Origin of the sequence: Flavonifractor sp. DFI.6.63, assembly GCF_024462255.1 — a bacterium.
In the GTDB taxonomy this organism is placed as follows: Bacteria; Bacillota; Clostridia; order Oscillospirales; family Oscillospiraceae; genus Lawsonibacter_A; species Lawsonibacter_A hominis.
The window spans coordinates 1-12979 of sequence record NZ_JANGBE010000040.1; the positions used below are offsets into that span (position 1 = coordinate 1).

13 protein-coding genes and 1 pseudogene are annotated in these 12979 nt (G+C 53.3%); all 14 read right to left on the reverse strand.

What is annotated here, in order from left to right; genetic code table 11:
* Positions 1-126, reverse strand: a pseudogene (locus NE547_RS15775) (electron transfer flavoprotein subunit beta); the annotation flags it as partial.
* 20 nt (positions 127-146) lie between these two features.
* Entirely contained in the window at positions 147-1289 is a 1143-nt protein-coding gene (locus tag NE547_RS15780) for an acyl-CoA dehydrogenase family protein (protein ID WP_256176398.1), read from the reverse strand.
* A 54-nt stretch (positions 1290-1343) separates the two neighbouring features.
* On the reverse strand, positions 1344-2645 hold the full coding sequence (locus tag NE547_RS15785) for an acetyl-CoA hydrolase/transferase family protein (protein WP_256176399.1): 1302 nt from the start codon (positions 2643-2645) through the stop codon (positions 1344-1346).
* 14 nt (positions 2646-2659) lie between these two features.
* Positions 2660-2905, reverse strand: coding sequence for a hypothetical protein (locus tag NE547_RS15790; protein ID WP_256176400.1), 246 nt, complete (start codon positions 2903-2905; stop codon positions 2660-2662).
* 453 nt (positions 2906-3358) lie between these two features.
* Positions 3359-3937 carry a nitroreductase family protein gene (locus NE547_RS15795; protein WP_256176401.1) on the reverse strand — a complete coding sequence of 193 codons (579 nt, stop codon included), beginning with the start codon at positions 3935-3937 and terminating at the stop codon, positions 3359-3361.
* A gap of 21 nt (positions 3938-3958) precedes the next feature.
* Positions 3959-4741 (reverse strand): enoyl-CoA hydratase/isomerase family protein, encoded by a 783-nt coding sequence (locus tag NE547_RS15800; protein WP_256176402.1) that lies wholly within the window; start codon positions 4739-4741, stop codon positions 3959-3961.
* A gap of 5 nt (positions 4742-4746) precedes the next feature.
* A complete protein-coding gene (locus tag NE547_RS15805) occupies positions 4747-6201 on the reverse strand; it encodes a 4-hydroxyphenylacetate 3-hydroxylase family protein (RefSeq protein WP_256176403.1) in 1455 nt (484 codons plus the stop codon).
* 14 nt (positions 6202-6215) lie between these two features.
* Positions 6216-7139 (reverse strand): 3-keto-5-aminohexanoate cleavage protein, encoded by a 924-nt coding sequence (locus NE547_RS15810; RefSeq protein WP_256176404.1) that lies wholly within the window; start codon positions 7137-7139, stop codon positions 6216-6218.
* A 32-nt stretch (positions 7140-7171) separates the two neighbouring features.
* Positions 7172-8092, reverse strand: coding sequence for a 3-keto-5-aminohexanoate cleavage protein (locus NE547_RS15815; protein WP_256176405.1), 921 nt, complete (start codon positions 8090-8092; stop codon positions 7172-7174).
* Positions 8093-8146: 54 nt separating this feature from the next.
* The gene (locus NE547_RS15820; RefSeq protein WP_256176406.1) at positions 8147-8653 is read right to left on the reverse strand and encodes a C-GCAxxG-C-C family protein; all 507 of its coding nucleotides are present in this window, start codon (positions 8651-8653) and stop codon (positions 8147-8149) included.
* 24 nt (positions 8654-8677) lie between these two features.
* Positions 8678-9622 carry a 3-hydroxyacyl-CoA dehydrogenase family protein gene (locus tag NE547_RS15825; RefSeq protein WP_256176407.1) on the reverse strand — a complete coding sequence of 315 codons (945 nt, stop codon included), beginning with the start codon at positions 9620-9622 and terminating at the stop codon, positions 8678-8680.
* A 59-nt stretch (positions 9623-9681) separates the two neighbouring features.
* Positions 9682-10974 (reverse strand): TRAP transporter large permease, encoded by a 1293-nt coding sequence (locus NE547_RS15830; protein ID WP_256176408.1) that lies wholly within the window; start codon positions 10972-10974, stop codon positions 9682-9684.
* Positions 10971-11480 (reverse strand): TRAP transporter small permease, encoded by a 510-nt coding sequence (locus NE547_RS15835; RefSeq protein WP_256176409.1) that lies wholly within the window; start codon positions 11478-11480, stop codon positions 10971-10973. Before NE547_RS15835 ends, NE547_RS15830 begins: the two co-directional genes overlap by 4 nt.
* A 119-nt stretch (positions 11481-11599) precedes the next feature.
* Positions 11600-12700, reverse strand: a complete 1101-nt coding sequence (locus NE547_RS15840) for a DctP family TRAP transporter solute-binding subunit (RefSeq protein ID WP_256176410.1) — start codon at positions 12698-12700, stop codon at positions 11600-11602.
* Between the last annotated feature and the right edge of the window lie 279 nt (positions 12701-12979).

Consider the following 12979-nt stretch of genomic DNA (forward strand, 5'->3'; position numbering starts at 1 on the left):
TACCGCGGCCAGATCGTCATGGTTGGTAATGGTCGCCATTGCCGCACGGTCCATGGTGCCGTCTTCCTTTACCGCCACCACCCCCGAGGTATCCGGGACCTGCTTGACACAAACGATTGCTTTCATAAAACGATTCCTCCTCCGGCTTATTTCAGCAATTCTTTGGAAATGACGATCTTCTGCACCTCGCTGGTGCCCTCGTAAATAGTGAGGATGCGGGCGTCCCGGTAGATGCGTTCAATCGCGTAGTCCTTCATATAGCCGTACCCTCCATGGATCTGCACCGCCTTGGCAGCAATTTCATTGGCGGTCTCCGCAGCGAAGAACTTAGCCATGGAGGCGTTCATGGCGGCGGGGAGCTTCCGATCCCGGAGGTCGGCGGCCTTCAAAGTCAGCAGCTTTGCGGCCTCCAGTCTGGTCGCCATCTCAGCCAGATACCACTGAAGTCCCTGCTTCGCTGCAATCGGCCTGCCAAACTGGGAGCGCTGCTTACTGTACTCAATTGCCGCATCCAGTGCGGCCTGGGCCTCGCCGCAGGCCTGAGCTGCGATACCCACACGACCGCTGTCCAGTCCGCTCATGGCAATATGGAAGCCCTTTCCTACCTTGCCCAGCACCTGGTTCTTAGGAACACGGCATTCTTCTAAAATTAGCTCGGACACGGCAGCCCCACGAATGCCCATCTTGTCTTCCAATTTTCCTACAATGAAACCCGGCGTATCCCGATCCACCAGGAAAGCAGTCATACCTCCATGGGTCTTCTTGACTTTGTCAGTAAGGGCAATGACAATGGCATACTCGCCTTCGGTGGGGCCCAGATTGCTGATAAAGCATTTTGAGCCGTTAAGGATATAGGAATCCCCATCCTCTGTGGCAGTGGTTTGAAGACCGCCTGCGTCGGAACCGGCGCCGGGTTCGGTAAGGGCAAAGGCGCCCAGTTTGCCCTCACAGCAAGTCATGCCAAGATACTTCTTTTTCTGCTCCTCAGTACCATAATTAGTAATGATACCGTTGACCAACAGTTGAACTGCAAACATTTCCGCCGTGCTGGAACAGGCCCGGGCCACCTCAATAATACACAGCACCTTATCTACTTCGGTCAGACCCACGCCCCCATACTTCTTGGGCACGTTTAGCCCTAAAAGGCCGAGAGCGGTCATCTTTCGGGTGGTTTCGGCGGGAAATTTTCCGGTACAGTCCAATTCCTCGGCCAGAGGGGCAATCTCCTTTTCGGAAAATTCACGCACCATAGTAATCAACATTTCCTGCTGTTTTGTCACTTCAAACAATTGTAATCACTCCTCAACAAGTTTTGCCTTCCGGAGCGGGAGGCATATCGTCGTTTAAATTAGGATGTTGCGCTTTTTGGCCTGATAGGTTAGCTCTTCCCGAAATGCAGGGTGTGCAATGGAAATCAGGGCCAGTGTACGCTGAGAGAGCGTCTTTCCCCGAAGCTTTGCCACGCCATACTCCGTCACGACATAATCCACGTCGTTTTTGCTAGTGGTCACAATAGCCCCTGGTGTCAGGGTAGGTGCAATACGACTGACCGCTCCACCCCTAGCCGTAGAGGGAAAGGCAATAAAGCTCTTACCTCCCTGTGAGAGTACCGCCCCCCGGACATAATCCGCCTGTCCGCCGGAACCGGAGACATGTTGTGTGCCCATAGACTCAGCGCACACCTGACCAAAGAAGTCCACCTCCAGGGCAGAATTCACGGAAATGAAGTTGGGATGTCGGGCTATAACAGCAGGGTCATTCACCTCGTTGACGGGCAAAAGCAGAAACGCCGGATTGTCACCTACATAGTCGTAAATACGCCGGGAACCGAAGGTAAAGGCGGCCACCGATTTGCCCCGGTACAAAGGCTTTTTCTCATTGGTTACTGCACCGCACTCAATCAACTCTACCATGCTGTCGGTGAACAGCTCAGTATGGATCCCCAAATCACGCTTTTCTTTCAGCGCCAGTCCAACGGCCTCAGGAATTGCCCCAATACCAAGCTGGAGGGTAGCCCCATCAGGCACCTCAGAGGCAATGAAGCCACCGATAATTTGACTGATATCGTCAATCACTGCGGGCGGAGCGATCGGCAGTGGCCGTTCCGCCTCGCACAGCGCAGTTACCTGAGAAAGGTGTACTGCTGGCGCGGAGGGTACATGTGGTAGGTTAGCGTTGACTTCCAAGTAGATTCTCCTGGCCTTTTGCAGCAGAGCGGCGGCGTTTGACCCCGTGACGCCGATGGAGAAATAACCGTGGGCATCCATAGGTGCAGCGGTGAGCAGCAGAGCGTCGATTGGAATAAACCCCCTAAACAAGCTTGGCATGTCCCGGTAGTAGCAGGGCATAATATCTCCCCGCCCTTGGTTGACAGCCTCCCGTAGCCCACTTCCGGAAAACCAGGATACTGGGATAATTCCCCTGGCTGCCTCCGGTGTCAAGGCGTTTATCGGCCCCAAATCCAGCATGGTATGCAATACTATGTCCTTTAACTCACCGGTAGCTGCCAACACCCCCAGGGCATCCAATATAGCGGAAGGGACGGCAGTAGCAATATCCGTGCAACAGCTCCAGCCCGACTTAATCTGTGCCGCCACCCCCTCCGGGGTGGTCTTCTTTTTGCGGTACAGCTCCTTCAGGTCCATTGTCCATTCTCTCCTTATCCTTGGATATCGTCTGCATCTGCGCCGATCAGGCGGTCCAGCCAGATCACCTGTCCCACATGCAGGGCGGAAATGTCCGCGCAGTGTGCCGTGCAACCGCAGATCACATAGAGCGACTTATAATATACTCCTGCCCGGGCCGGGAGCAAAGAGTGGCCTAACGCCGCCTCCAGACGGCGTACCAGGATAATGCGGTCGTATCGCGGGTTACAGCCACCGCAATATTTTACGGCCTCCTCCATTACGCTCCCTCCTCACACAGTAACCATTACTCCGGCGGTATGCCGCACCAATCCGGCTCATTTTACTTCTGGGCGAATAGCATGCAGAATTCTTTGGCATTCAAGTCATTGAAAAACAGCCTGTATATACGCCCGTACAGCGCATGTTCGCCACATCCGCCGTTACATCCACCCTGTCTGTGCACACGGTGGCCCGTTCATGGCAGTCTGCAGCTATTCCCGCAGTATCATATCCCTTGCCTCATAGCATTTCTGGCCGGCAGCCCATTTCTGTCCCGGGCAGGAAAAGGGCCACACTGAATCGTATCGTAGGGTATTTACAGCAAGGGGCTGACAGCAATACGATTGCAAGATGTGTGGCCTTTTCCCTGCCCGGCACACTCCCATTCCGGGGGTATGCCGGGCGGATGGAGGCAGGTCCAGGCAGTCTGGTTTGGTCGGGAGGCGCACCCCCTATAGAATCGTCCAGCGCGCATCCTTTCGTTTAGGCGCTGTCTGCACCCCTTCCGGATTACCTAGCGTGACCATAGCCACTAATTTTCCATGGCCGGGGGCAAAGACTTGACAGAGCTGTTCACTCACTCCCGCCTCTAAAGGTGCGGTCAGCCAGCAACTTCCTACTCCCAAGGACCAAGCAGCCAGCAGCATGTTTTCGATAGCCGCCGCCACACTTTGCACAATGCTGGTTTCTTGCTTGGGGTACTCCGGTTTATGCTGGAAGGCCAATACACATACCGGCGCGCCGCCCAGACATCGAATAAACCCAAGTGCCTCCTCCGCCACCTGAGGGGCCCGACGAAACCGCTCCCGTAGGGAGAATTCCACTCCCGCAGCCGTCTGTTCCATAACCTGAAGCAGACGTTTCATTTGTTCTCGGCTGCGAACGACTACTAAATACCAGGGCTGAAGGTTGACTGCTGACGGAGCAAAAAGCCCAGCCTCCAGGATGCGGGTAAGCACGTCATCAGACAGCGGCTCAGATCTATACCGGCGAATGCTCCGCCGGGTCAGTATCGCCTCAATACAGTGCAAGTTTCCCGCCGCCTTTCTATATCACCGGTCTTGGAACACGGGCAAGCGCTTTTCCATAAAGGCACCCATGCCCTCCTTTTTGTCCTCTGTTGCCGAGATGACCCCGAACAGGGCCGCCTCATATTGAGCGGCGCTGTTCCGGTCGGTCTCAGTGCCGTAGTCCACTGCTCGCTTAATAAAATCCAGTACGGTAGCACTCTTGTTGAGCAACTCCGCACAGAATCCATCTACTGCCCCCATCAGGTTTTCCTGGGAAACCACCTCATTTACAAGATTTATCCGCCAAGCCTCTCGGGCGTCAATCATCTTGCCCGTCATCAACATCTCCTTGGCCTTGGTCTTACCCACGATACGGGGCAGGCGAATATTTCCGCCAAAGCCGCAACATACCCCCAGCTTAGATTCTGGCGCTCCAAACTTCGCATTTTCTGAGCAGATACGGAAGTCACAGGCCAGTGCAAATTCAAATCCGCCCCCCAGGCAATAACCATTGACCGCTGCAATGACCGGTTTGGGGCTTGCCTCGATGGTGGCACACAACTTATGACCAGTGAGGCTCCAGCGGTAGGAGGTCAGGCCATCCATCTTCAGTTCCTCTCCAATATCACCGCCAGAAATGAAGGCCTTTTCCCCCGAACCGGTGAGGATAATCACCCGCACATCTTTTTGCGCAATCAGGTCATCTAGGGCGGTTTGGAGTTTAAAAAAGGTATCCCAATCAATGGCATTAAGCACTTTGGGGCGATTTATGGTAATAACTCCCTTTCCATTCCACACGTTCACCAAAACAGAGCCTTCCTCCATACTTCCTACCCCCTGATGCCCGCAATACGCTTGGCAAGCGCTTTTTTTCGTTCAAAATTTCCCTGGCGGGTGATCATCACTTTTTGGGCTTGAGGGGACCCAGCCCCATGCATAGACTCGGTTCGGTAGCCTACCGCGGCAGTACCCAGGGCTAAATTCTCGCACAGGCGCAGGCAACGAAGCCGTTCTTCAGCCTTCACCCCGCAGCCAACCAAGTACTTCTCCACATAGTGGCCAATCTCACCACTCTTCAGGTCAGCCTCCGAGGGAGCGGTGACCATAATTCCGCCGGCAATATCCTCCATGAGGCGGATGATCTCATAGGGATACCGAGTGACGTTGAGTTTACAAACGTTGGCCAGCAGTAAATCCACCATGTAGTTGCCCGCCTTGGTCTGCCATCCCTCCGCAGAGGAGGCAATGCCCGCACAATAGAGCTGCTCGTTGAGTTGGGTCATCTCCACCAGTTTATCCTTCACGTGGCTGGCCTTTTCAGTTCCATTATACTGGGCGATGAGGCTTGCCGCCCCGATAACCACATCCCCCACACCAGACTTGCATCCGCCATAGCTGTTGCGATGGTAACCCGCAAAGCGCTCCACCAACATCCCGGCAAACTCCGTCTCCCCATTGAGGAAAATATTTTCGTTGGGCACAAAGACATGATCAAACACAGTAAGGGCCTCAATGCCACCATAGTTCGCGTTGCCTAGGTCGATGTCTGCGCCCGGTTCCAGCTTGCGGGTATCGCAGGACTGGCGGCCTACGATCATTGTGATGCCTGGGGTATCCAGCGGAAGCGTAAAGGCGATAGTGTAATCCTCCTGCCCCGGTGTCATGGCCTGCGTCGGAAGCACCACTACATCATGGGCATTGGTAATGCCAGTGAGATGGGCCTTCGCCCCGTTGACCACCACCCCATCTGGGCGGCGCTCCACCACATGAACGTATAGATCCTTATCCTGCTCATCCGAACCGATTTTTGAGCCGCGGCTTCCCTTGACGTCAGTAAGCGCTCCGGCCACGATCAGGTCCTCCTCCTGACAGTAGGTGATATACTGCTTAAAACGTTCAAAATACTCCGTGCCGTACTTCTCGTCGATTTCATAGGTAGTGGAGTAAAAGGCGTTGGCCATATCCATAATGACGCAGCGCTGAAAGCAAGATCCCGTACGTTGGCCCATGAGCCGCTGGAGCTTGACCTTCTTGTTCAGGTCCTCCCGGTTTTGGTGAATGTGATTAAAGCGGTTGATCCTGCGGCCGGTCAGGTGACTGGTGGCGGTGAGCAGATCCTCATACTCAGGCATAAGCGCCATATTATAGGTCTCCTCTAAGCACTTCCGCGAAGGTATGAGCATGGGATGACTGATGGGGTCCTCAATTTTTTCCCCCTGGAACCAGATATTGCGTTTCATCTTTGCCAAAGATTCCACATACTGCTGGCTGGTCATTAACGGCATATTTATCCCTCCCCTTAAGTCAGCGGGGGCAGGCCCAGGATTTCCCGTGCCTCTGCCGGGGTGGCCACGTCCCGGTCCAAGGTCTCCACAATGAGTTTCATCTTCTCCACCTGTTCAGCATTTGTTCTAGCCAGTACGCCCCTCTTTAAATAAACATTGTCCTCAATACCCACACGCACATTGCCGCCCAGCAGCAACGCGGTGGTGCACATGTTGAACTGCTCCTTTCCTCCGGCACCGGTAGACCAAACAAAATTCTCCTCCCCAATGATGTTACAAGCAGCCCGGTACATAAAGTACAGGTTATCCACGCTGGCACCAATTCCACCCATGGTTCCCATGATAAACTGCAGATACACTGGGGTCTTCAGCAGACCGGTTCGGATAAAGTAGCCCACCGTCTCAATCATGCCGATGTCGAAACACTCAAACTCCGGCTTGACCCCGTTTTCCTGCATGATGCGGATGTACTCCTCAATGTTGGAAAAGGTATTGCGGGTGTGCAAGTCGTAAGTACTCTCCACGAAAGGCTTCTCCCACTTAAAGCGCGGAGTGTCCAAATGCTTGGCAATTGGGGCTAGGCAGAAATTCATGGTACCCGCGTTCAGAGAAGCCAACTCCGGCTTAAGCACCGGTACTGCCGCCACCCGTTCGGATACCGGAGAACCCAGTACTCCGCCGGTGGTAATACATAATACGGCATCGCAGCGGGAACGCACGTTGCGGTACACTTGACTCATGAGTTCCACGCTGTTGGAGGGTTCGCCCGTCTCAGGTATGCGTACGTGCAGATGAATCGCCGCTGCGCCTGCCTGGGCCGCCCCTACTGCGGATTCCACGATTTCCTCAGGAGTAATGGGCAGGTAGGGGGACATAGACGGAATATTTAGTGCGCCCGTAATGGCACAGCTTATAACGGTCTTTTTTGTTTTCGCCATAATGTTGTTCTTCCTTTCTTCGCTGGAATCAATCAGTATGTGCAACCGTGCAGGCCAAGGATTGCTCGCGCCTCGTCCGGGGTAGCCAGTTCCCGATCCAAGGTCTCCACAATTTTGCGCATTTTTACTACCTGCTCGGCATTCGTTTTAGCCAGCACGCCCGGCTTTAAATAGAGGTTGTCTTCCAAGCCTATCCTAACATTCCCCCCCAGCAATATGGCAGCGGTGCCCATGTTAAACTGTTCTTTCCCGGCAGTCCCCACAGACCAGAGGAAGTTGTCCTTTCCGATAATCTCGCAGGCGGCCTGGTACAGCCGAGTCAGGTTAAGGACGGTAGCCCCAATGCCGCCCATGACTCCTACCACAAACTGTACATAGATGGGGCACTGAAGTACCCCGGCGGAGATAAAATACTGAATATTGTGCAACATCCCGATATCAAACACCTCAAACTCTGGCTTAGTGTGGTTTTCCTGCATAGTCTTGATGTAAACTTCCATAGAGTGGAAGGTGTTATTGGCAAAACTGTCATAAGTACCTGCCAGGAAGGGAACCTCCCAGTCAAATTTGGGCGCGCTCAGCTTTTTGACCACAGGGGATACACAAAAGTTCATGGTCCCTGCATTGCAGGAGGCAAGCTCCGGGCGCAGCCGTGGCACTGGAGCCAAACGGGATTCCAGTGGAGAAGCCAATTTTCCGCCAGTGGTTACGCCAATCACCACGTCACTGCGGGTACGAATGCCGTGGTAGACCTCTTGCATCAGTTCCAAATCATTGGTGGGCTCCCCAGTCTCTGGGTCACGAACATGGATATGTACCACAGCGGCTCCAGCCCGGGCGGCCTCTACGGTAGAGTCGATAATCTCCTGGGGGGTGATAGGCAGATAGGGGGACATGGAGGGGGTATTGATCGCGCCAGTAATGGCGGCAGTTAAAATGACCTTGTTCGTCATATCTTCATCTCCTGAACAGTTTCCGAGCAAACTTGACAAAATCTTAAAATGGGGCTACGAGATATAGCCCGCATCGAAGAGAATCTCCACTACCCATGCGGCCGCATTTCCACAGATGCTGGGGCAAATGGTATCATGGGAGCCCAATGCAATGAACTTGTCCTTCTCTTCCTGAATCCAAAGATCGAAAGTACGCCCCACATGGAACCTCTGCAGACCATCGCAGGAAATCGTCCCATAGGTTTCGATAAACTTGTCGTACAGCTTGCGACAGAGCTGGTTACATGTCCATCGGCGGCCACTCTCGTCTAAACGGTCGCTGCTTTCTCGCCCGGCGTAGCTGCTGATGCACAGAATACCTCCGGTATACGCTCCACAGGCGCTGCAGGCATAGCAGGCGCCTCCCGCCAAGCTGGTGGATGCCTTGTAAACGGCAGGGTCAATTCCACCAGCGGTGTCCATCACCGCACCGATGGTCGCCTGCCCACAGAATCCGTAGATGCGCTCGTTCTCGTTTCCCAACTCTCGTGCCCGCTGTACGAGCACTTCGCATCTTGTCATAATCGGCCTCCCTGTTTCTAACTATCAATAGTTGGTGCTGGCCTGCAGTTGCATTAGCAGCTTGCGAGTGTTCTCTGCCCGAATCCATTCTTCCTGGCCTGCAGGATATTGGAAATAGCCCTCCCCGCTACGGATACCGTCCTTTCCCTGCTTGTCCATCTCCTCAATAATGCCGCCCGTAGTATCGGTGGCGTTACACAAGTGGGGCCAGATATTGTCTGCCACATGGCGGGTCAGGGACAGGCCGTTCATATCATAGCTCCCCAACATTCCGATCGCAGCATAGCGGAATGCCGGGCCGTATTTCAGGCATTCATCTAAGTCGGAAGCAGTAGTGACACCCTGGTCCAAAAGATAAGCCGCCTCTCGGTAGAGCGTCAGCTGCAGCCGGTTGCCTACCATTCCGGGCACATCCTTCAGTATTCGAATCGGATGCTTATGTACGCTGCGGTAGAGCTCAGCCGTAGCATCGTAGGTCTCCTGGGTGGTATCTCCAAAAAGGGAGAGTTCAATGCAGGGGATGATGTTGGCGGGATTAAAATAGTGGCATACAATGCAGCGCTGCCTGCGCTCCAAGGGCAATCTTCCGATAATGGAGTCTAAGGAAAGAGATGAGGTATTCGTGCAGAAGATTGTCTCAGGGCTGCAAATGGTATCCAGCGTTCCAAACAGTTCCGCCTTGACGATGGCAATTTCGGCGATTGCCTCCACTACGAAATGGGCGTCCCGTCCGGCCTCCTCTAGGGATCCGCAGACCCGGAGATTACCCAAAGTACTCTTCCGACGCTCGGCAGAGATGAAGCCGTTGTCCACCATAAATTGCAGGTCCTTTGCAATCCGGTCGGGCGCAGCGTCACGGACCGTCTTTGCTTGATCAAACAGCGCAACCCTGTGGCCGTACATGGCAAACTCGGCAGCAATGGCATGTCCCATGACACCTGCCCCAATAACAGAAATATTCTTAACCATTTTATCACCTGACTCTTTAGTTATAAAAACGCGGCTTGTCTTGGTTTGGAAGTTATTTTTTACCCCCCATAGCCGCACAATCTTGGAATAAACAGTACCACATCTGGACAATAGGTAATGAGCATCAGCGCTGCGACCATTGCTATGAAGAATGGTGCCAGCGGACGTATCAATTCTCTAAGGGAACAGTCTCCCATCCCAACCGCAACGAAGATGTTGAGGCCCACGGGCGGCGTGATATAGCCGATGGTGGTATTGGTAATGAACATTACACCAAAGTGGATGGGATCAACGCCATAGGCCGCCACAATGGGATAGAGAATGGGGGCCAGAATGGTAATGACGGGAGAGGCATCCATGACGCATCCGGCGATGAGCAACACAACATTAATCAACAGCAACACTACAAATTTGCTATCTGTAGCATTCTGTACCGTCTCAGAAATCAGCCTGGGGATGTTTTCCACAGTCATCATACGTGCAAGGCAGGTGGCTGTTCCTACAATTACCAGAATCTGAGCATTGGTGGATACAGAGTTGATGAGTCCATCCACAATTTTTTTAAAGGTCAATTCCTTATAGAGAAAGATACCGGCAAAAAGTCCATAGATACAGGCCACGCCTGCGGCCTCGGTAGGGGTAAAGATGCCGCCATAAATGCCGCCTAAGATAATGATGGGCACCATCAGCGCGCCCAGTGCATTTTTGAAGGTGATCAGCACCCGTCGAAAAGAGAACTTCATTCCGTTGCCCTTATACCCGCGTTTGTGGCAGATAATCAGTGCTACGATAATCAACGCGCCTCCCACGGCAAACCCAGAACCGAAGCCCCCCAAAAACAGATTGCCGATGGATGCGTTCGTGGCAATACCGTACAGCACGAGGGGGATACTGGGTGGAATCAATACACCCAGGCAGCCTGAAGCAGTGATCAAGGCATAGGAAAAGCCTTTGGAGTAGCCCATCTTCCGCATATAGGGCACCATAATGGAGCCAATAGCCACCACCGTAGCAGCGGCAGAGCCAGAGAGCGCGCCGAAAAACATGCAGGTAATGACTGTAATTACGGCCAGGCCACCGGTGATATGGCCGCAGATGGAGTCGGCGAAGTCGATCAGCCGCTTGGACAGGCCCCCACCCTCCATCAGCGTCCCGGCCAGCACGAAGAGCGGTATGGCCATGAGTGGGAAAGTATCACAAGCCGTATATAGGGTATTGGCGATATAGGTCGGCTGAAACATGCCGGTCATGCCGAGGTAGATGGCCACTGGAATACCAATTGACCAGGCAATAGGGATTCCCAGGGCCAGGCAAACGGCAAAGGCAACGAACATAACAACGACAGGACTCATGCGGCACCGCCCTCCTCTTGTGTAGATTCGTTAATGGCAGGCCCTTTGACATGTTCCACCATTTTTTGAACCGTACGAATCGCCATCATCACCATACCTACCACAGGCGCAGCATAGCAGTAAACCATATTGATGCGCAGAGCGGCAGATTTTTGGGGGAAAATAAGCAACTCGTTGAGAACCTGCACGCCAAAATATGCTACGTAGGCAAAGAATACAAAACAGACGACGTCGATGAACAGCGCATGGATTTTGTGTGCTTTCCCCTTCAGCAGCAGGGGGAGGATATCTACTGAGAGATGCTTAGAGTTGCGGACACAGCGGCTGGCGCCGAAATAGACGGTCCACGTATTGATATATCGGGCCACCTCTTCACTCCACGGGAGGGACATCCCCAATGCGCGGCAAATGACCTGGACAAAGACAATAATGACCACGATTCCGAACAATACAGCCGTCACCTGGTCCTCTAAAAAGCCGAGCACTCTGTTGATAATTTGATTCATGACGGACTCTTTCTCATAGCAAACGCCATTATATAGTATGATATGAAAGTCATGACATCCTTCCGTGTGGCCCGCGCCCCAACCGTCCACGAAGGCGGTGGAGCGCAGGCCGGCAGAAATCAGCCGGTGGCCTCGTTGGCGGCGTCAATTGCTTCCAGGTACTTGTCCAGATTAGGCTCGTCATACTCAGAACGGAACCAATCATACACGGGCTGGACAGCCTCCTTGAATGCGGCACGCTCTTCATCGGTCAGGCGGGTGACCGTCATTCCATTCTCCTCCAACACTCCCAGGTAGTCGGCGGAGCAATACTCCAGTTCGGCCTGACAGGCCTCCCTGCCGCACTCCACTACAACCTGCTGCAGGTCCTCAGGCAAGCTTTTGAAGAAGTCGTAGTTGATGGCTACGGATATCATGTCGTACATTAGGTTCGTGTCACTAACATACTTCTGGACTTCCCAGATGTTGGTGGTTGCCATAACCACGGCGGGGTTGACCTGGCCATCCACGGTCCCCTGCTGCAATGCGGTAAACAGTTCAGAGTAGGCCAGTGGAGTAGGGTCGGCGCCCAAGGTCTCATAGATTTTCAGCAAGATGGGATTCTCCTGAGTACGAATTTTCAGGCCGTTCATGTTATCAGGAGAATGGATCTCACGTTTGTTGTTAGAGAGCGCCTGGAAACCATTTTCACACATCATCAGCAAATAGAGGTTCGTCTCCTCCGCGATATCCAGCACCAGTTGCTGTCCCACCTCGCCGTTCATAAACGCCTGCACAGCCTCACGATTGTCAAACAGCATAGGCAGGGACATGAAGTCAAGTTTGGAGGTAAAGTTCGACATGATGACCGAGCCGCCCTCCGCCGCCTGGACCTGTCCGCGCTGGCACGCCTCGTAATACTCGCGGATAGATCCAAGCTGCAGGTTAGGATAGTAATCCACCTGGATGCGCCCGTCTGATTTTTTCTCGACCAGTTCCTCAAACAGATTGAGCATGTAATCCGTGTGGTTGTCAATACCGGAACCAGCCACTTTCATGGTGTACACTGTTTCGTCGTTTGCAGGAGTGGTGGGAGCGGAAGTATCACTCGCCGGGGGAGTTGAGGCGGCTGCGCCGCCGGAAGGCGCCTTGCTGGGGGTGCCTCCTCCACAGGCGGCCAGAAGAGCGGTAATCAGAAGTGCGGCCAAGACCAGAGAGAGCGTTTTTTTGAGCGTCAACATTGTTCCGTCCTCCTTTAATTGTACATACACGTAACATTAGACCATTTATTGTCTCACTGCCATTCTGGTCGGAAACGCCGGATATCCTCCTTTCCTAATATTTTCTCCCCAGTCAGCAGAAAGCACCCTTTACAATTGGGCGGATTGAGGATAAACTTGCATGTATAATGAGTACTTAGAATTTGTATCTTTAGTCCATTGCAATTGCCGTGCCAAGTAAAAACCCTTGTATTTAAAGGATTTTTTTGCAAATGTCAGTTCTTTATGCGCAAATATGCG